Source organism: Bacillus sp. GS3m_15504, assembly GCF_055825275.1.
The window spans coordinates 998100-1019422 of record NZ_JBVVNL010000001.1 but is presented as its reverse complement, the minus strand read 5'-3'; the positions used below and the strand labels follow the sequence as shown (position 1 = coordinate 1019422).

19 protein-coding genes are annotated in these 21323 nt (G+C 37.3%); all 19 read right to left on the bottom strand.

Features of this window, described 5'->3' with window-relative positions; all coding sequences use genetic code 11:
- Window positions 1-6 precede the first annotated feature (6 nt).
- Window positions 7-1239: an aspartate kinase gene (gene dapG, locus AC0L0O_RS05580; RefSeq protein WP_000692470.1), complete on the bottom strand. Its 1233-nt coding sequence runs from the start codon at window positions 1237-1239 to the stop codon at window positions 7-9.
- Between the two features lie 23 nt (window positions 1240-1262).
- On the bottom strand, window positions 1263-2309 hold the full coding sequence (asd, locus tag AC0L0O_RS05575) for an aspartate-semialdehyde dehydrogenase (protein WP_000414849.1): 1047 nt from the start codon (window positions 2307-2309) through the stop codon (window positions 1263-1265).
- A gap of 150 nt (window positions 2310-2459) precedes the next feature.
- Complete coding sequence (gene dpaB, locus AC0L0O_RS05570) at window positions 2460-3059, bottom strand: dipicolinate synthase subunit B (protein ID WP_001049484.1); 600 nt, start codon at window positions 3057-3059, stop codon at window positions 2460-2462.
- Window positions 3056-3958, bottom strand: coding sequence for a dipicolinic acid synthetase subunit A (gene dpaA / locus AC0L0O_RS05565; protein WP_000954726.1), 903 nt, complete (start codon window positions 3956-3958; stop codon window positions 3056-3058). Before dpaA ends, dpaB begins: the two co-directional genes overlap by 4 nt.
- A gap of 274 nt (window positions 3959-4232) precedes the next feature.
- Window positions 4233-4484 carry a YlmC/YmxH family sporulation protein gene (locus AC0L0O_RS05560; protein WP_001239752.1) on the bottom strand — a complete coding sequence of 84 codons (252 nt, stop codon included), beginning with the start codon at window positions 4482-4484 and terminating at the stop codon, window positions 4233-4235.
- A 126-nt stretch (window positions 4485-4610) separates the two neighbouring features.
- Entirely contained in the window at window positions 4611-5852 is a 1242-nt protein-coding gene (locus AC0L0O_RS05555) for a M16 family metallopeptidase (RefSeq protein ID WP_000592993.1), read from the bottom strand.
- 86 nt (window positions 5853-5938) lie between these two features.
- Complete coding sequence (locus tag AC0L0O_RS05550) at window positions 5939-6838, bottom strand: polysaccharide deacetylase family protein (RefSeq protein WP_000647529.1); 900 nt, start codon at window positions 6836-6838, stop codon at window positions 5939-5941.
- 151 nt (window positions 6839-6989) lie between these two features.
- Window positions 6990-9128 (bottom strand): polyribonucleotide nucleotidyltransferase, encoded by a 2139-nt coding sequence (gene pnp, locus AC0L0O_RS05545; protein WP_000076750.1) that lies wholly within the window; start codon window positions 9126-9128, stop codon window positions 6990-6992.
- A 160-nt stretch (window positions 9129-9288) separates the two neighbouring features.
- Window positions 9289-9558, bottom strand: a complete 270-nt coding sequence (rpsO, locus tag AC0L0O_RS05540) for a 30S ribosomal protein S15 (protein ID WP_001229392.1) — start codon at window positions 9556-9558, stop codon at window positions 9289-9291.
- Window positions 9559-9658: 100 nt separating this feature from the next.
- Window positions 9659-10630 carry a bifunctional riboflavin kinase/FAD synthetase gene (ribF, locus tag AC0L0O_RS05535; protein ID WP_000766711.1) on the bottom strand — a complete coding sequence of 324 codons (972 nt, stop codon included), beginning with the start codon at window positions 10628-10630 and terminating at the stop codon, window positions 9659-9661.
- A gap of 43 nt (window positions 10631-10673) precedes the next feature.
- Window positions 10674-11597, bottom strand: coding sequence for a tRNA pseudouridine(55) synthase TruB (gene truB / locus AC0L0O_RS05530; protein WP_134188440.1), 924 nt, complete (start codon window positions 11595-11597; stop codon window positions 10674-10676).
- A gap of 86 nt (window positions 11598-11683) precedes the next feature.
- Window positions 11684-12040, bottom strand: coding sequence for a 30S ribosome-binding factor RbfA (gene rbfA / locus AC0L0O_RS05525; protein ID WP_000776441.1), 357 nt, complete (start codon window positions 12038-12040; stop codon window positions 11684-11686).
- Window positions 12041-12055: 15 nt separating this feature from the next.
- Window positions 12056-12337: a DUF503 domain-containing protein gene (locus AC0L0O_RS05520; RefSeq protein WP_000582364.1), complete on the bottom strand. Its 282-nt coding sequence runs from the start codon at window positions 12335-12337 to the stop codon at window positions 12056-12058.
- Window positions 12334-14394: a translation initiation factor IF-2 gene (gene infB, locus AC0L0O_RS05515; RefSeq protein WP_000036341.1), complete on the bottom strand. Its 2061-nt coding sequence runs from the start codon at window positions 14392-14394 to the stop codon at window positions 12334-12336. The genes AC0L0O_RS05520 and infB overlap by 4 nt, the downstream gene beginning before the upstream one ends.
- Window positions 14395-14398: 4 nt before the next feature.
- Window positions 14399-14710 carry a YlxQ family RNA-binding protein gene (locus AC0L0O_RS05510; RefSeq protein ID WP_001286523.1) on the bottom strand — a complete coding sequence of 104 codons (312 nt, stop codon included), beginning with the start codon at window positions 14708-14710 and terminating at the stop codon, window positions 14399-14401.
- On the bottom strand, window positions 14711-14983 hold the full coding sequence (gene rnpM, locus AC0L0O_RS05505) for an RNase P modulator RnpM (RefSeq protein ID WP_000071128.1): 273 nt from the start codon (window positions 14981-14983) through the stop codon (window positions 14711-14713).
- An 11-nt stretch (window positions 14984-14994) separates the two neighbouring features.
- A complete protein-coding gene (nusA, locus tag AC0L0O_RS05500) occupies window positions 14995-16101 on the bottom strand; it encodes a transcription termination factor NusA (RefSeq protein WP_000102609.1) in 1107 nt (368 codons plus the stop codon).
- Window positions 16102-16118: 17 nt separating this feature from the next.
- The gene (rimP, locus tag AC0L0O_RS05495) at window positions 16119-16589 is read right to left on the bottom strand and encodes a ribosome maturation factor RimP (protein WP_000359097.1); all 471 of its coding nucleotides are present in this window, start codon (window positions 16587-16589) and stop codon (window positions 16119-16121) included.
- A 332-nt stretch (window positions 16590-16921) separates the two neighbouring features.
- The gene (locus AC0L0O_RS05490) at window positions 16922-21223 is read right to left on the bottom strand and encodes a PolC-type DNA polymerase III (RefSeq protein WP_000059985.1); all 4302 of its coding nucleotides are present in this window, start codon (window positions 21221-21223) and stop codon (window positions 16922-16924) included.
- Between the last annotated feature and the right edge of the window lie 100 nt (window positions 21224-21323).

The following is a 21323-nucleotide window of genomic DNA, read 5'->3' as shown; positions in this document are numbered from 1 at the left end:
CACTCCTTATTGTTCCAGTTGCTTTTCTTTTGAAAGCTCAAACGCACTATGTAATGCATTTACAGCCTCCACTAAATCAGTTTCTTTTACAAGAACCCAAATTGTCGTATGACTATCTGCTGATTGCAGAATTTGAATACCTTTTTCAGCTAAAGCTGTAACGATTTTCGCAGTAACCCCTGGGATGCCTGCCATTCCAGCTCCAACGATAGATACTTTCGCGCAATGTTCTGTCACAATTGGCTCATATCCAAGTTGTTTTAGCACTTCAACAGCACGAGCTGATACATTATCGTTTACTGTGTAAGCTACACCAGTAGGAGAAATGTTAATTAAATCAACACTAATGCCTTCGTTTGCCATTTCTTTAAATACATGTTGCTGTATATCGTATGCCGTTTCTTTTGCAAGCACTTTAATTTGCGTTACGTTTGATACGTGGGCAATACCTGTAACCGGACGTTCTTCTACATCCTGCCCTTTCGTAGCACCATCGTATGCTGCAATAAGCGTACCCTCACTATCAGAATACGTAGAACGTACACGAAGCGGCACTTTTGCATGCATCGCAATTTCAACCGCACGTGGATGAACGACTTTTGCACCTTGGTAAGCCATGTTACAAATTTCGTTATACGTTACAGTTTGAAGATGACGTGCATCTTTTACGATACGAGGATCTGCAGTCATCACACCTTCTACATCTGTGAAGATATCGATATATTCAGCATGAAGCGCAACACCTAACGCTGAAGCTGAAGTATCACTACCTCCGCGTCCAAGTGTTGTCGTATCACCTTTTTTCGTTTGCCCTTGGAATCCTGTAACGACGATTACATCTACATTTTCTAACTCTTCATGTATACGATCGCAATTCATTTCAATAATCTTAGCATTCGTAAAATCATCATTTGTTACAAAACCAGCTTGTGCACCATTTAACGCTGCTGCTTTTATACCGTTCTCATTTAACATATTAGAGAAGACGATTGCTGAGATTAATTCTCCGCATGATAATAATAAATCTTGCTCACGATTAGAAATATGAGATTCCTCTTGATTTACAAGACTTAACAACGTATCCGTTGCATATGGTTCACCTTTACGGCCCATAGCAGATACAACAGTAACTACTTTATAACCCGCATCTAGCGATTTTTTTATATGATGAAGCGCATGCTTACGTCCATTTTCATCACGTACAGATGTACCACCAAATTTTTGAACAATAATTTTCATATTTTGCACCTTCTCTTAGCCGCTTACACTAATTGTAATTTTACTAAGCGCTCTGCAATTTGAACAGAATTCCATGCTGCGCCTTTTAATAAGTTATCAGATACGACCCAAAGATGGAATCCTTTATCGTTATTTAAATCTTTACGAATTCTTCCCACGAATACTTCGTTTTTACCTACTGCAGTAGCTGGCATTGGATATAGCTGCTCTTCTGGATTATCTTGTAGAACGATACCTTCCGCATTTGCAAGTAAGCTCTTTAATTCTTCTACTGTTACGCCTTCTTTTTCTACTTCAATGTAAACAGACTCAGAGTGACCTGATACAACTGGTAAACGTACACATGTTGCCGCTACTTCTAATTCAGGCATATGCATAATTTTTTTCGTTTCATTAATCATTTTCATTTCTTCAAACGTAAATCCATTATCTTGGAACTTATCAATCTGTGGAATCGCGTTGAAAGCAATTGGAAAATGTTTCTTATCACCTGATACAGGTAAAACATTCGCCTTCACTTCTTCGCCATTTAAGATTGCTTGTGATTGTTCATGAAGTTCTTCAATCGCTGCCGCACCAGCACCTGATACAGCTTGATATGTGGAAACGATTACTCGTTTTAAACCATATTGCTGACGAACTGGCTCAAGAGCTACTACCATTTGAATTGTAGAACAGTTTGGATTTGCAATAATACCATTATGTTCTTTTAAGTCGTTTTCATTTACTTCAGGTACAACAAGTGGCACGTTTTCTGTCATACGGAATGCACTTGTATTATCAACAACAATCGCACCGCGCTTTGCTGCTTCTGGCGCTAATTGTTTTGATACAGATCCACCTGCACTAAATAGTGCGATATCTACTCCTTCAAAACTTTCAGGAGTTGCCTCTTGAACTGTAAATTCTTCGCCTTTAAATACAAGTTTCTTACCTGCAGATCGTTTAGATGAAAGTAACGTTAACTTCCCGATTGGAAATTCTCGTTTCTCTAAAGTATTTAACATTTGTTCACCAACTGCGCCGGTTGCTCCAACTACAGCGACATGAAAAGTTTTTTGCTTTTCCATCACTATGCCCCTTTCTAGATACCAATCCTTCTATAACTTAGAATCAGAAGGAGTATACAATACCCCTTCTAATCTTAATAACGTTAATTTTATCATATTCTACAGTAAGAATGATGGTTTCATCAAAAATTGTCCGTTTTTTTTCGTTTTTTAATTCATATATCTGAATTTTTCTACGACAACCGGTTGCAATTGCTTCCCTTGTAGCGCTTCTAATACTGTATCTTCCAGTAACTCCATGCGAGCTACCATTGAGTTTGGTTTTTTCTCTGGTGCATCTTGACCGAATGGGACGAAGTAGATGTTTTTTGTGGCCATTAGGCGCATGAGGTTTACCCCATTTAATCCTAAAGCATCATTCGTCGAAACAGCCAATACGACAGGCTTGCCATTTCTTAGCGTCGCTTTCGCTGCCATTAATACTGGAGAGTCTGTCATTGCATTTGCAAATTTACTCATAGAATTTCCTGTTAGCGGTGCAATTACCATACAATCTAGTGGAATTTTAGGTCCTAATGGTTCTGCGCCAACGATTGAATTAATCGCTTTAAAACCTGTTACTTCTTCAATCTTTTTAATCCACTCTGTCCCTTCTCCAAATCTCGTATTTGTTGATTGAACAGTGTAAGAAACAACAGGACGTACTTCTGCTCCCTCAGCGATTAATTTTTCTAAATGAGGCATTACTTCTTCGTACGTACAATGTGAACCAGTAAAACCAAACCCTATTCTTTTCCCTTTTAAATTCATTCCCCATTCTCCTTTCTTGCGATTACGTCTTCTGCCAGTAACTGAGAAAGAACATTCGCTAAAATTTGCCCGGCTGTTTTTGGAGCAACAATACCTGGTAATCCAGGTGCTAACAGCGCTTTGACTCCTCTTTTTTCCGCATATCTAAAGTCGGTACCACCTGGTTTAGAAGCCAAATCAATTACTAACGTATGAGCCGGCATTTTTGAAATAACATTTGCCGTCACAACGAGATGCGGAATTGTATTAATGACAATATCGATATTCCCTACTTCTTTCTCAATGTTCTGCATATGAAAAGGAGAAAACATCATTTCTGTAATACGTGCAATATGTTCCGATCGTCTTGCTCCAACCTTGACATGGGCTCCTAATGATTGAAATGCTCTGGCAACACTCATCCCTGTTCTACCAAATCCTAAAACCATTACATTAGAACCATGAATCGTATAGTCGGTATGTTGAATTACCATCATTAATGTACCTTCTACAGTTGGAATAGAATTGTAGATTGCCACATCATCACGATCAAATAATTTAATAAGTTTGCGGTTTGTAGTAGATACGAGATTTTCCAAGTAAGGCGTACCAATACCTGAATATATAGTAAAATGCTCTGGTGTATTTTCAATTTGTTCTTTCGTTATAGAAACTTTTTCGTTTGAAAAAATAGTATCTACTTCTCCCTTAGCATTTGTACCTGCAACTGGCAAAATAATTGCATCTAAAGAAGTGAAATCTAAATTTTGTATACTTTCTTTTGCTGCCCCTGTGAAGCCATGATCTAACTGATCAAACCCTATCAATGAAAGTTTCGCATCCAATTCAACGAGCTTGCGAATTACTTCTAGCTGTCTTGCATCTCCTCCTATGACAGCAATATGCATCTCAGTCAACATTCCCTAATTCACCTTCTTTTTCTGTCATTTATAAGAAAAGTGCCTACTTTTTCTTTTTCCTCCACATCATATGTAATGTACGAGTTTTAGGTGATTGAAAAACAAAAAGCACGTATGATTTATCCCACTCGTTGTATGCAGGAAGATCCCCACCTCAAAATTCCGCATGTGAGAGGACATGATACGGGCAATTGATTGCTAGGTAAAGCTCAATTCATTTGAGTTTTTACTCAGAAAAGAATGAACAAAAAAAGATGACCAAAATGGCCATCTTTTACTTCAAATTTGAACGATCCATAATATCACAAAGGATCATATCATGCCCGACTTTCTTTATTTGATTCCACGCTACTCTTATTTCTTGTGGTTCCTTTTTAAACCCTCCCCATTTCCCAGCAGGTATAATAAGAGTCTGTATTCGGCCATCCTTCTCATCAATCTCTAAATCCACATAACCTAAAACTCCCATTTTTTCTGCTCTTTCTAAATTTACAATCTCTTTACCACTTAATTCACTTAATCGCATATACTCTCCCCCTACCAAAATTATTCATTTAAGTTATCCATAATTAGTACCTATTCTATATATCCACAAAAAATAACCGTATCTCGTTTAAAAGAGATACGGTTATTTTTAAATCATATATAGCAATTATAGTTTTATTCCTTTTGGAAGTTTTCCATCTGGACTAATTAATGCTGCAGAGAATTCATCTGTAAACATGTTACGAATTAATTCATCTACATTTTCTTTTGTTACAGTGTTTACACTTTCAATAATCTCATCAAGTGAACGATGCTTACGAAGTAGCAATTCATTTTTACCATTACGGCTCATACGGCTATTCGTACTTTCTAAACTTAACATTAAGTTTCCTTTTAATTGCTCTTTACTATTAATAAGCTCTTTTTCTGTAATACCTGTATTTTTCAATGTTTCTAATGTTTCTTGCATTGTTTCATACAGTGTATCTAATTGTTGGCTACCTGTTCCACCATACAGCGTTAACATACCTGTATCTTCATAAGAAGAATGGTAAGAAAACACTGAGTAAGCTAACCCGCGTTGCTCACGTACTTCTTGGAATAAACGGCTACTCATACTACCGCCTAAAACGTTATTTAATACAATTAAGTTATAAATATCTTCGTGTCCCATTTGTAAGCCTTTATATCCTAAACATAAATGAGCTTGTTCTGTTTCCTTTTTACGTGCTACCTTATTAAAGTGGAAAATTGGGCTATGTACTTGTTCACGGTTTGTCGTTCCTTCATAACTACCGAAATATTGCTCTACCGTTTGTAAAAAGGCTTCATCAATATTTCCTGCAATTGATACAACTACATTTTCAGGTGTGTAATGATCTTTAATATATTGGCGTAGCGTATCACCTGTAAACGTATTAAGCGTTTCTTCTGTTCCTAAAATAGGATATCCAAGCGGATGCGTTTCATATGTTGCTTTCGTTAACATATCATGCACAATATCATCTGGAGCATCTTCGTACATTTTAATTTCTTCACATACGACATTCTTCTCTTTTTTCAATTCTTCTTCATCAAATGTTGAATTAAAGAACATATCTGCTAATACATCTAAAGCATATTTAGCATGCTCATCTAACACTTTTGCATAGTAACAAGTGTATTCTTTTGAAGTAAAAGCATTCACTTGTCCACCAATGCTATCAAATGATTCTGCAATTTCGCGTGCACTACGAGTTTCCGTTCCCTTAAAGAACATATGCTCTAAAAAGTGAGAAATTCCGTTGTTTTTTTCATTTTCATTTCTTGATCCTGCATGGATCCAAATACCAATCGCAACTGATCTTACAGTTGGTATATTCTCCATAACTATTCTTACACCATTTTTACAAGTATATTTTTTAATCAAAAACTTTCCTCCTACTGCCAGTTTCTCTAAATAAATGCTATTATTTAATGATAACAAGTTTAAGGATGAATGTCATGCAAATGTATTTAATCCACACGTTTTTCATCCAGTAATTCTGTTATATTCCCTACTTTATATCCTTGTTCCTTCAATTTTGTAATCATTGTGTCTAAAGCTTCTGTTGTTGACGAAGTAGGGTGCATTAATACGATAGCACCTGGATGTATTTTTCTCATTACTCTCTGCAATAGTACATCTGGCTCAGGTCGCTTCCAATCAATTGTATCAACAGTCCACATAATCGTTCCCATTTGAAAATCATCTGCAATTTTCACGACTTCATCTCGAAAACTTCCACTCGGCGGTGCAAACCATCTTACCTTTTGATTCGTAGCTGCTTCAATCATTCGATTTGTTTTTTGCAACTGATCTCGTATTTCATCAGACGATAGCGTTTTCATATTCGGATGTGTGTAAGAATGATTTCCGACTTCTTGATTTGCATCGACAATCATTTTTGCAAATCGTAAATTTTCTTTCACCCAACGTCCTTCTAAAAAGAAAGTTGCCTTCACATCATGTTTTTTCAATATCTCTAATATACGAGGCAGATATTCATTTCCCCATGCCACATTTATTGTTAATCCCACCATCTTTTTATTTGGATGCCCTCTATAAATTGGCGCTGGTGATAAATCTTCTAAGTGGACACTCGGCGATACTTCCTTGAATTCAAGATGTTTTTGATCAAATTTCTTTAACTTCTTCATATTGTTATAGGATGCTTCCATATCAACTTGTCTTCCATTATATCCTGGTGTTGCTTTCCATATCTTATCAATCATCGCATTTTGTGGTGCAATCTCATATTGTTTTGCATGCTTTTGAATTTCTTCATATAAGTTATCCTGTGCAAAAACGGAATAAGAGCCTACACTGACATATAAAAAGAATATACATATGTATGCCAATATACGAGCTTTCATATAAACCCTCCCATTAACTATATAAAAACCATTTTTCTTCTTATCTTTGTTAATTTGAGCGTTATAATGAAAACTATACCTATACTGACATAAAAATATATGTAAATCATATTTTTACATAACAAAAAAAGCCAGTTAAACTGGCTTTTGCTTATTGCTGCTCTTGTTTGTTTTCTTCTTTAGCAGCTTCTTTTTCTTGCTCTTCTTTTAGCAATACTTTTCTAGATAGATTCACGCGACCTTGCTTGTCAATCTCGATAACTTTAACTGTAATTACATCACCGATTTTCACAACGTCTTCTACTTTACCTACACGCTCAAGTGCAAGTTCAGAAATGTGAACTAATCCATCTTTACCGCTGAATAATTCAACGAAAGCACCGAATTTCTCAACACGTTTCACTTTTCCTTCGTAGATTTCACCTACTTGTACTTCGCGAACGATATCTTCGATAATTTTCTTAGCTTTGTCGTTCATTTCTTGATTTATTGAAGAAATGAATACTGTACCATCTTGCTCGATGTCAATTTTAACGCCAGTTTCTTCAATAATTTTATTGATTTGTTTACCGCTTGGTCCGATAACGTCACGGATTTTATCTGGGTTAATTGTCATTGTAATAATCTTTGGAGCGTACGCTGATAATTCAGTGCGTGGCTCTGCAATAACAGATAACATATGATTTAGAATGTGCACACGACCAACTTTCGCTTGTTGTAATGCCTCTTCTAAAATTTCACGAGATAGACCATCGATTTTAATGTCCATTTGTAATGCAGTTACACCATGTGCTGTACCTGCTACTTTAAAGTCCATATCACCTAAATGATCTTCCATACCTTGAATATCAGATAAAATTGTGTAATGCTCACCAGTTTTAACTAGCCCCATTGCAATACCTGCAACTGGAGCTTTAAGTGGAACACCAGCATCCATCATCGCTAAAGTACTACCACAAATACTTGCTTGTGACGTAGAACCATTTGATTCTAATACTTCAGACACAAGACGTACTGTGTATGGGAAGTCTTTTTCAGATGGAATTACAGGTTCAAGAGCACGTTCTCCTAGTGCACCGTGACCGATTTCACGACGACCTGGTCCACGCATCGGTCTTGTTTCACCAACACTAAATGATGGGAAATTGTAATGGTGCATAAAGCGTTTTGATTCTTCTACACCAAGACCGTCTAAAATTTGCACATCGCCTAATGCACCTAATGTACAAATACTTAATGCTTGTGTTTGTCCACGAGTGAACAAACCAGAACCGTGTGTACGAGATAAAATGCCAACCTCTGATGCTAATGGACGGATTTCGTCACCTTTACGGCCATCTGGGCGGATTTTTTCAACTGTAATAAGACGACGTACTTCTTCTTTTACAATTTTATATAAAATCTCATTTACTTGTCCTAAAGTATCAGCGTCAGCTTCCTGCGCTTCGTAATGCTCAATTACACGCTTTTTCACTTCGTTAATTGCATCTTCACGTGCATGTTTCTCATGTACTTGAATTGCAGAATGCATATCCTTCTCAGCCATTTCACGTACAGCTTGGTTAAGATCAGCGTCAACTTCATAAAGTTTTACTTCTGATTTCTCTTTACCTACAGCTTGTACAATCTCTTCTTGGAATGCAATTAGACGTTTAATTTCGTCATGACCAAACATAATTGCTTCTAACATTGTTTCTTCAGGCACTTGATCTGCTCCTGCTTCAACCATGTTAATTGCATCTTTCGTACCAGCTACAACAAGGTGAATATCACTTTGTTCTTGCTGTTCTACTGTTGGGTTGATAACGAATTCGCCGTTAATACGACCAACTGTTGCACCCGCAATTGGACCTTCAAATGGAATATCTGAAATCGATAACGCTAATGAAGAACCAAGCATAGCTGCCATTTCAGAAGAACAATCTTGATCAACACTCATTACGATGCTGACAACTTGTACTTCGTTACGGAAACCATCAGCGAAAAGCGGACGAATTGGACGGTCGATTAAACGACTTGCCAAAATTGCTTTTTCACTTGGACGACCTTCACGTTTAATGAAACCGCCAGGAATTTTTCCGACTGCATATAAACGCTCTTCATAGTTTACTGTAAGTGGGAAGAAATCTACATTTTTTGCTTCTTTTGATGCAGTTGCTGTAGATAGAACCGCTGTATCGCCATATCTTACTAATACTGCTCCGTTCGCTTGCTTTGCAAGCTGACCTGTTTCAACTGTTAGCTGGCGACCAGCTAAATCTATCGAGAAGACTTGCTTTTCTTGACTCATTTAAGTACCCCTCTCAATTTAAAGTATTCAATTCTTCTATGTAAATGGATAGTATATCACAATATTCTACCTCTAGTATTACCGAAAATGAAGTAAGCTATAAAGAGTAGAAGATATATTTTTACCTAACAAAAAAGCGGGAATATTCCCGCTTCTTTGACTATCGACGTAAGCCAAGCTTTGTGATTAATTCACGGTAACGTGTGATATCGCTATTACGAAGGTAAGTTAGTAAGTTACGACGTTTACCAACCATCTTTAATAGACCACGACGTGAATGATGATCTTTCTTGTGAGTACGTAAGTGCTCGTTTAGAGTGTTAATTTGCTCCGTTAGGACAGCAATTTGAACCTCTGGAGAACCAGTATCAGTCTCATGAGTTCTAAATTGTGCAATGATTTCATTTTTACGCTCTTGTGTTAAAGCCATCCTATTTCACCTCCTATTAATTAAACCCCCGATTACCTAGCAAGCGTCGGTGAGTCGCAATGCCAAGCAATGGTTGTCATAAAGTACATAACATAGAATACTACTTTTCATTTGAAAAAGCAAGTATATTCTTTTCGTTCGCAAAATATTCTTGTGCTGTTTTCTTATCTTTTGCGATTTGTTCAACTAACTCATCAATGCCATTGAATTTCTTCTCTTCTCTTATACGCATATGCCACTCTACCGTAACATTTTGATCATATATGTCGTTGTTAAATTCAAATAAATGCACTTCAATAGATAGTTGACGCTCATCTTCTTTAAAAGTTGGTTTATATCCAATATTACATACACCGTCGTACCATTCACCGTGAACTTGTAATCTCACTGCATAAACACCTACAGGTGGTAATAGATACTCATCACTTAAACCTACATTAGCTGTTGGGAAACCAATTTGACGTCCACGTTTATCACCGTGTACAACCGTTCCTCCTACCGTATATGCTCTACCTAAAATAGATGGAATTTGCTCCATTTCGCCATTTCGAATTAACTTTCGTAATGCTGTAGAACTTACTTTCTCTTCTTGAAATTCAACTTTTTCAATCACAGTCTGTGTAAACTCCCCTCTTGCATGAAATGGTAAAGTCTCCATCTTTCCTTTTCCTAAACGTCCATATGAATAATCAAACCCTGCTACTACATGCTTTACATTTAAACCAATAATATAATCATCTACAAATTGCTGGGGCAATAAGCCTGCAAATGATTCATCAAATTTAACAACATATAATATATCGATTCCTAAACTCTCGACTATTTTTTCTTTATCACACATTGGTGTAATATACTCGGCATGCGCTTCTTTTTTACCTAAAACAACAGATGGATGCGGATAAAATGTCATCACTGCACTTTTATATCCCTTTTCATCCGCTATTTGTTTCGCAGTTCGAATCACACATTGATGTCCTAAATGAATGCCATCAAAAAATCCTAATGCCATTACAGTAGGTGGTAATTCTAATTTATTTTGTTCATGTGGATGAGTTAAATGAATAAGTTTCACGCTTGAATTCACCTTTTTCTGTAATAATCCTTCCAATAATTCATTATAGCTTTAGTTCTTGATTATTCACAAGTACTTTCATCGGCTTTAGCATACCAGGGTGCTTTGGATGGTGCTCATAAATTGCAAGGCAACGATCGTTTTTATCAAACACTGTTATAAATGGCGCCGTTATTTGCAATTCATTTTTTAAGAACATACCATTCTTTATTTTTTCTGCTTGCTTTTCATCTACAACCATTTTTGGGAATTTACTTAATGCTTCATCAATTGAAATGAAGATAGACTCTACTGTTCTATTTTGCACGTTTTCCTCAATTTCTTCAAATGATATGCAATCCTCTAATAAAAATTCACCAGAAGCCGTTCTTACAAGGTGAGACATATGTGATGGAAAACCAAGTTTTTCACCAATCATTACCGCTAATGTTCTTACATATGTTCCTTTACTACACGTTACACGGAAACGGAATGAAATATTTTCTCCTTCAAACACTTCACGGTCATCTAGTAATACAAATTCATGAATTGTAATTGTACGAACTGGACGTTCAACCTCTTGTCCTGCTCTTGCATATTCATATAATTTTTTCCCGTTAACTTTTACAGCCGAAAACATCGGAGGCATTTGCTCAATCGTACCTGTTAATGTCGCAAGAGCCTCTTCCACTTCTTTACGAGTAATAACACGGTCTACATGTTTCGTTTCCACAACTTCACCAGAAGCATCTTCAGTTGTTGTTGAAAACCCTAATGTCACTTCACCTTCATATGTTTTCGTCTCACTCGTTAAAAATTGTGCAATCTTTGTTGCTCGCCCAACACAAATCGGCAATACTCCTGTTACATCTGGATCTAATGTTCCTGTATGACCAATTCGTTTTTCACGCAATATCTTTCTTAATTTAAATACACAATCATGTGATGTCATGCCTTTTGGCTTATGTAATAATACTACACCTTCCATATATGCTCACCTCATCGTAATTCTTTCATAATACTTATTCAAAACTTATTTTACATTGAAAAAATGGATAGACAAATGTCTATCCATTATTCTTCACGTTTACCTTCTTTATTAATTTCATGTAAAAGTGTATCAATTCGATGACCATATCCAATAGATTCATCAAATTCAAAGGAAATTTCAGGCGTTTTACGAAGACGAATACGTTGGCCAATTTCTGAACGAATGAAGCCTTTTGCCTTCGCTAAACCTTTTAGTGTATTTTCTTTCTGTTCTTCATCACCTAAAACAGAAATATACACTGTAGCAATTTGTAAATCTCCACTCACTTGTACATCTGTTACAGTAACAAATCCGACACGTGGATCTTTAATTTTACGACTGATGATGTCGCCTAATTCTTTTTTCATTTGCTCGCCTACACGGTTTGCACGTAATTTCATAACTCTTCACCTCATTCAATACCATTCCAATTGTGTTATCGTACGTTCTATTTCAGGAAATGAATCGATGTACTCAAGTACACGATTCATTTCTTTTTCACAAATAACACGATTAGAGGATACAGAAACAATTGCAATTTCCGTACGTTGCCATACATCTTGATGCCCTACTTCTGAAACAGCTACGTTATAGCGCTGTTTCACACGAGTTAGCACCCGTTGCAAAATTGCTCGTTTCTCTTTTAAAGAATGCACATCGTAAATCATACACTCGAATGAGAGTGAAGCGATTATCATCGCTTCACTTCTTCCATAATGTATGCTTCAATAATGTCCCCTTCTTTAAGATCATTATATCTCTCAATTGTAATACCACACTCATAGTTTTGTGCAACTTCTTTTACGTCGTCTTTGAAACGTTTTAACGTATCAAGTTGTCCTTCGAAAATTACTACGCCATCACGGATAATACGCACGCCACTATCACGTGTAATTTTACCGTCTGTTACGTAACAACCTGCGATTGTTCCAACTTTTGTTACTTTAAACGTTTGACGTACTTCTGCTTGACCGATTACTTTTTCTTCGAATTCTGGATCTAACATACCTTGCATCGCTGCTTCGATCTCTTCGATTACTTTATAAATAATACGGTGTAAACGAATATCAACGTTCTCTAATTCAGCTGTACGCTTCGCATTCACATCTGGGCGTACGTTAAATCCAATTACAATTGCATTAGATGCAGAAGCTAAAATGATATCAGATTCTGTAATCGCACCTACGCCTGTATGGATAATTTTAACTTTAACACCTTCAACATCAATTTTACGAAGTGATGCTGCCATTGCTTCTACAGAACCTTGTACGTCTGCTTTCACAATTAAGTTAATTTCTTTTACATCGCCCTCTTGGATTTGTTGGAATAAATCTTCAAGGCTTAATTTAGATTTTTCACCACGTTGAGCAAGTAACGCTTCCTGTGCACGTGATTCACCGATTTGACGAGCTTTCTTCTCATCAGCGAATGCCATGAAACGATCTCCCGCTTGTGGCACTTCGTTTAAACCTGTAATTTCAACAGGAGTTGATGGACCAGCAACTTTTACACGACGACCAATATCACTTACCATTGCACGAACACGTCCGAATGAAGTACCAACAACGATTGGGTCTCCAACTCGAAGCGTACCGTTTTGAACAAGTAATGTCGCGATAGTTCCTTTACCTTTATCAAGCTGTGCTTCAATTACAGTACCAGTTGCATAGCGGTTTGGATTTGCTTTATATTCTTCTACTTCACTCACAAGAAGAATCATTTCTAGTAAGTTGTCAATTCCTTCGCCTTGAATCGCTGAGATTGGTACGAAGATTGTATCTCCACCCCATGCTTCTGGAACTAATTCATATTCTGTTAGTTCTTGCATTACGCGATCAGGGTTCGCAGCTGGTTTATCCATTTTATTCACAGCAACAATAATTGGTACTCCTGCTGCTTTCGCATGGTTAATTGCTTCAACTGTTTGTGGCATAACACCGTCATCAGCTGCAACAACAAGGATTGTAATATCCGTTACTTGTGCACCACGAGCACGCATCGTTGTAAACGCCGCGTGACCAGGTGTATCTAAGAATGTAATCTTCTTGTCATTTACTTCAACTTGGTATGCACCAATATGCTGAGTAATTCCACCTGCTTCGCCAGCAGTTACTTTAGAGTTACGGATAGAGTCAAGTAATGTTGTTTTACCATGGTCAACGTGTCCCATGATTGTAACTACAGCTGGACGCTCTTTTAAGTTCTCTTCATCATCTTGCTCATCGATGAATGTTTCAAACTCAGTCTCGCTAACAATTACTTCTTCTTCTACTTCAATACCGTAGTCGTTAGCAATTAACTCAATTGTATCTTTATCTAAGTCTTGGTTAATTGTTGCCATAATTCCAAGCATGAAGAGCTTTTTAATAATTTCAGATGGCTCTTTGCTTAATTTCTTAGCAAGGTCACCTACTGTAAGGCTTCCAGAGAAAGTAATTTTATCTGGTGTTTCTACAGTTTGTGTTTGTTGTCTTCCAGCAAAGTTCTCTTGACGCTTGTCTTCGTTTCCTTTGCCTTTTTTCTTTTTCTTATTGCTGTTCTTTTTACTACGAACAACTTTTTCTTCTACTTCAAACTCATCTGCAACAGAAGGTTTTTCAGCTTGATACTCATTATCTAATTTGTTTACTACTTCATCGTCTAACATTGTCATATGATTCGAAACCTCGATATTCATTTCTTTTAGTTTTGTCATAAGATCTTTACTTGAGATATTATGTTTTTTCGCATATTCATGCACTCGAATTTTACTCATACCTTCACCCCCGGTAATTTGTATCGAGCATGCTACGCAGCTTTTTCGCAAAGCCTTCATCTAACACAGCTACAACGACTCGCTCATCTCTCCCAATCGCATGCCCTAATTGTTGTCGATTTTCGACCTTTCTCATTGGTACGTTGTAGTACGTCGTTTTATCCGTGATACGCTTTGTAGTATTTACTGACGCATCCTCAGAGAGCAACACAAGTTTTGCCTTGCCACTTCGTACTTCCTTTAAAACGAGTTCTTCACCCGAAATAATTTTTCGAGCCCGGTTTGCTAGTCCTAAAAACGATTTCCAATCGGACACTTATTTCGACTCCTTCTCAACAAGCTCAAGAAGCTCTTCATAAAGAGAACTGTCGATTTTCGCTTTTAGATGATGTTCCAAAACATTTTTCTTTTGAGCTTGAAGAATGCTTTCTTTATCTTTTGATAAATAAGCACCTCGTCCTGATTTCTTTCCAGTTAAATCAATAGACACTTCTCCCTCTTTGGAACGAACAATGCGAACGAGCTCTCGTTTTGATTTCATTTCTTGCGTTGCAACACATTTTCGTAACGGAACTTTTCGATTGCTCATACTCATCACCTCTATTCGATTTCGTCTTCAACTGAATCGAATCCGAATGCGACTACGCTATCTTCTTCTGTTACAATACCAAGTTGTTTCGCATCAGACTCACTCTTAATATCAATTTTCCAACCTGTTAATTTAGCTGCAAGACGTGCATTTTGTCCACGTTTACCGATAGCTAATGACAGTTGGTGGTCTGGAACAACAACAGTTGTTGCTTTTTCTTCTTCATCTACAAGTACTTTCACAACTTGTGATGGGCTTAAAGCATTGGCAACATATTCTACTGGATCATTTGACCAGCGAACGATGTCAATCTTTTCACCTTTTAGTTCGTCTACAATGCGTTGTACACGTTGTCCTTTCGGTCCTACACAAGAACCTACTGGATCAACATCAATGTTCTCTGCATGTACAGAGATTTTAGAACGATCTCCTGCTTCACGTGCTACAGAACGAATTTCAACCGTTCCATCATAGATTTCAGGAACTTCCATTTCGAATAAACGTTTTAAAAGACCAGGATGTGTACGTGATACGTAAATTTGTGGTCCTTTTGTTGTTTTTTCTACTTTCGTAATGAATACGCGAATACGATCATGTGGTTTGTATTGTTCGTTTGGCATTTGCTCACTTACAGGTAATAAAGCTTCTACTTTCCCTAAGCTTACATAGATGAAACGAGCATCTTGACGTTGTACGATACCAACCATGATATCTTCTTCACGGTCACTAAACTCAGAGTAAATAACACCACGCTCAGCTTCACGCACTCGTTGTGTTACAACTTGTTTTGCAGTTTGTGCTGCAATACGACCGAAATCTTTTGGTGTTACTTCAATTTCTAGTACGTCACCATCTTGATAGTTTGGATTAATTTGTCTTGCTTCTTCAACAGAAATTTCAAGACGTGGATCAAACACATTATCAACAACGTCTTTACGTGCTAAAACTTGGATTGTTCCCACTTGTGGGTTAAAGCTCACACGAACGTTTTGTGCTTGGTTAAAATTGCGTTTATAAGCAGAGATTAACGCTGCTTCAATCGCATCAATAATAATATCTTTGCTAATTCCTTTTTCTGACTCTAATACGAGCAAGGCATCTAACAACTCAGTGCTCATGAAGATCCCCCTTCTAACTAAAACGTAACAGCAAGTCGCGCATTTGCAACTTTGTCCATTGGAATTTGGATTTCTTTTTTACGTGTTTTAATTGTTAATAATAGTGTAATTGTAGTACCATCGTAGGAAAGCATTTTTCCTTCAAACATCTTTTCACCATCAATCGGCTCATATGTTTTAATTGCCACTTGTTTTCCTACCGCTTGCTGGAAGTCTTTCTCTTTCTTTAATGGACGTTCTGCTCCAGGAGATGACACATCCAAAAAGTAAAGATGAGGAATTGGATCCTCTTTATCTAAAGCTTCGCTTAAACGTTCACTCACCGCACCGCATTCTTCAATGTCGACTCCCTTTTCAGAATCGATGAATACGCGTAAGAACCAGTCTTGTCCTTCTTTCACATACTCTACATCTACAAGTTCAAGATTTAACTCTTCAACGATTGGCTGCGCAAATGCTTCTACAACTTCTGTGACTTTCTTATCCATAAACAGCCTCCTTCCTGCCGCCATGTACCATTCATAAGAAAAGACCCCGTCCATAGAACGGTCTATCTTATTCTTTCTCGTTAGCTAACAAAAGCCCCTGCCGTTAAGCAGGGAATATCTGTCTTAGTATTACCAAATTTAAGAAGTAAAACTTGTAACAAAATATGTATATACGACAGAAATTTCTTACCTCTCCACATCAATAAAATGTAGATAGTAACACGAAAGAGTGGGTTTCCCCACTCTTCTTTTCACACAATATACATGACATGGTTATCTCGGTTAATAGTATACCATACCAAATGTTGATTTGCAAAGACTTTTCCTACCTATCAGAACAGCGATAACTGGTTTTGATCCGGCAAATCACCTAAACAACCTTGACTATCTAAATACTCAATAATTGTTTTCGAAACCTTACTACGCTGCTGCAAGTCTTCTTTTGATAAGAATTCTCCATTTTTACGTGCTTCCACAATACTTAAAGCTGCGTTTGTACCAAGACCAGGCACCGCATTAAATGGAGGGATTAATGAGTCTCCATCAATAATAAAGTCTGTTGCATGTGAGCGATATAAATCCACCTTTTGGAATGAGTATCCACGCTCACACATTTCAAGTGTCATTTCTAGTACCGTCAATAAACTCTTCTCTTTCGGTGCTGCATCTAAACCTTTTTGCGCAATTTCATCAATTCTTGCACGTATAGATGCTGAACCTTTTGCCATCGCTTCTACGTCAAAGTCATCTGCACGAACCGTAAAGTATGCCGCATAGAATAAAAGCGCGAAATGCACTTTAAAGTATGCGATACGCACGGCCATAAGTACGTAAGCAGCCGCATGGGCTTTCGGGAACATGTACTTAATCTTCTTACATGAATCAATATACCAACCTGGTACATTATTACTTTTCATGTCCTCTTCCCATTCTTCTGGTACACCTTTACCTTTACGTACTGACTCCATGATTTTGAAGGCTAATGATGGGTCTAAACCTTGATAGATTAAATATACCATGATGTCATCACGACAACCGATAACTTCACTCAGCGTACATGTACCGTTATAAATTAACTCGTTTGCATTACCAAGCCATACGTCCGTACCATGTGATAATCCAGAAATTTGGACTAACTCTGAGAATGTCGTCGGTTTCGTCTCTTCTAACATCTGTCTTACGAATTTCGTACCAAACTCTGGTATACCAAGTGTACCTGTTTTACAGTTAATTTGTTCTTCCGTTACGCCTAACGATTCTGGCCCTGAGAAAATTTTCATTACTTCTGGATCATCCGTTGGAATTGTTTTTGGATCAATACCACTTAAATCTTGTAACATACGAATAACTGTCGGATCATCGTGTCCTAGTATATCAAGCTTCAATAAATTATCATGAATAGAGTGGAAGTCAAAGTGTGTCGTTCTCCACTCAGCACCTATTGAATCTGCTGGATACTGTATTGGTGAGAAATCAAAAATGTCCATATAATCTGGCACAACGATAATACCACCTGGATGCTGTCCTGTTGTACGTTTTACACCGGTACATCCTGCTACTAAGCGGTCAATTTCTGCATTTCGAATCGTTAAGTTATGATCATTTGCATAACCCTTTACATATCCATAAGCAGTTTTTTCCGCAACTGTACCAATCGTTCCTGCACGATATACATAATCTTCACCGAATAGTACTTTCGTATAGTTATGGGCACGTGGTTGGTATTCCCCGGAGAAATTCAAATCGATATCGGGTACCTTATCTCCTTTAAATCCAAGGAACGTTTCGAACGGAATGTCATGTCCATCTTTTACATATGGAATATTACAAGTTGGACATTCTTTATCCGGTAAGTCAAAACCAGAACCTACAGAACCATCATTAAAGAATTCTGATTGCTTACACTTCGGACATACATAGTGTGGTGGTAATGGGTTTACTTCTGTAATTTCCATCATCGTTGCAACGAATGATGAACCTACCGATCCACGCGAACCTACTAGATATCCGTCTACTAACGATTTTTTCACAAGCTTATGTGAAATTAAATAAATTACGGCGAATCCATGCCCGATGATACTTTTTAATTCTTTTTCTAAACGCGCTTCTACAATTTCAGGTAACTCTTCACCATAAATGCTACGCGCCATTTTATAACTCATATCACGCGTTTCATCATCTGCACCTTCAATTTTCGGTGTGTATAGATCATCTTTTACTGGATGAACATCGCCAATTAATGATGCAATCTTTTGTGTATTCGTTACGACAATTTCTTTCGCTACATCTTCACCTAAGAATGAGAAACACTCTAACATTTCATCGGTTGTACGGAAATGTACAGGTGGTAATGAATGTCGGTTTAACGGATTGGCTCCGCCCTGCGAACTAACTAAAATTTTGCGATACATTGCATCTTCTGGATCTAAGTAATGCACGTTTCCGGTAGCGACAACTGGTTTATCTAACGTCTCACCTAGTTTTACTAAGTTTGAAATAATTGTTTTTAATTGTCCCTCATCCCGAACAAGTTCACGCTCTACTAAATGACGTAACACTTCTGGTGGCATTACTTCAATGTAATCGTAGAACTGCGCAATTTCTTCTACCTCTTCAGGAGCTTTTTGCATCATTGCCTCAAACACTTCACCTTTATCACAAGCCGTTCCTACTAAAATACCTTCACGATATTTTTTTAATAGTGATCTTGGTACTCGCGGTACACGGTAAAAGTAATTTAGATGAGAATATGAAACAAGTTTATATAAATTTTTCAATCCAACATCCGATGTAGCAAGTAATGTCATATGACTTGGACGCCCGCGCTTATATGCATCCCCTTGTCCCATACTATCGTTTAATTGATCGTGATATTCAAAACCTTTTTCAATTACATCTTTTAACATTTTCACTAGTAAGTATCCCGTTGCTTCTGTATCATAAATCGCACGGTGATGCTGAGTTAATTCAATGTCCATCTTTTTACATAACGTATTTAAACGATGATTTTTCATTTCTGGGAATAAGAATCTTGCAAGCTCTAACGTATCTATTACCGGATTTTTCGTTTTTTCTAAACCAGCTTTTTTGAATCCTACATTAATAAAGCCCATATCGAAGCTTGCGTTATGAGCAACAAGTGTATGGTCACCCATCCATTCCTCAAACTTTTTAAACACTTCATCTACTTCTGGTGCGTCGGTTAACATATCATCTGTAATACCTGTTAACTCAATGATTGTTGCCGATAATGGTTGATGTGGATTTGCAAAAGATTCAAAGCGGTCAATAATTTCGCCACCTTTTACTTTTACAGCAGCTAACTCAATAACTGTATCATACACAGCTGATAAACCTGTCGTCTCAACGTCGAAAACAACATATGTTTCATCAGCCAGTAAACGATGTTCTTCATTATAAGCAATTGGTACTCCGTCATTCACTAAGTTTGCTTCCACACCATATATAACTTTAACTCCAGCCTTTTTCCCCGCAGAATATGCTTCCGGGAACGACTGAGCCACAGCATGGTCTGTAACCGCAATAGCCTCATGTCCCCATTTACCAGCTTGAGCAACAAGCTTAGAAACTGGAGTAACAGCATCCATTTGACTCATTGGAGTATGAAGATGAAGCTCTACTCTTTTTTCACCTTCTGGTGCTTTATCTTTACGAGACGGTCCTGTTATTTCATTAATATCATTTGCAATCATTACTAAATCTCGAACAAATGTATCATTTTGGACAGAACCACGAGCCTTCACCCACATTCCTTTTTTTAAGGATTGTAGCATTGGAATATCTTCTTTATCACGTGAGAACATTTTGATCATAATAGAATCTGTATAATCCGTTATTTTTAAAGTTAATAACGTACGTCCACTACGAAGTTCTTTTGTTTCCACATGGAAGACATATCCTTGAACTGTTTTTCTTCTTTCTTCATCTTGAATTTCTCGCATCGGTGTAATCTCTTCATCCGGCTTAATAAGATACCCAAGTGTAATCGGTCCTTCATGCACAACGCTGCTTTCTTCAGCTTGCTTCTTTGCCATTTCTTCCATAGCTTGTATAACACGCTCACGGTCTTCTTGTTGCGTTTGCTCACGAAACTTTTGCATTTCTTCTGTATTTTGCTGTATATGTGTGTCTAACTGAAAACGCGGGAATCCGAAAGCCTCGTATTGATCCCCTACTGGTTTTGCAACGTTTTTCTTTAAAGCAGTAGATTCCAGCTCATTATTCACATTTATAAGTAACTTCACTCCATTCACCTGCGGAAGCTGCTTCTTTAAATAAGCAAACATAGGTGAAAATGTAATTCGTTCCGTACAAAGTGGCCAATACGCCCTCACTTCTTCTTCAGTAAATTGTTTATTCTCTGTTTCTAATGCAAATGTTGTTCTTGCAATATGAGAAAATGATTGCTTAAGCTTTGTTTCTAGCAATTCATATAATTCTGTAGGCAAAATACGTGGCACTTGTAAATTAAAATGCCAACTTTTATTCGCTTTATCGATAACGAGTCTTTCAATACCACCGCCTTGTAAATATTGATTTATAAGGTCGTCTGGTATTTGCAACTGCTGGAGCAAAATTTGAAATCGCTCTTTTTGTTCATTTGTTAAAGACATAAGCACTCTCCTTCCATTTGCTATTATAAATTGAAACGTACTACAAAGAAAGATTTCTCCCTTCTTCTTTTACAAAATACGTTTACAAAGAAAGAGAAGG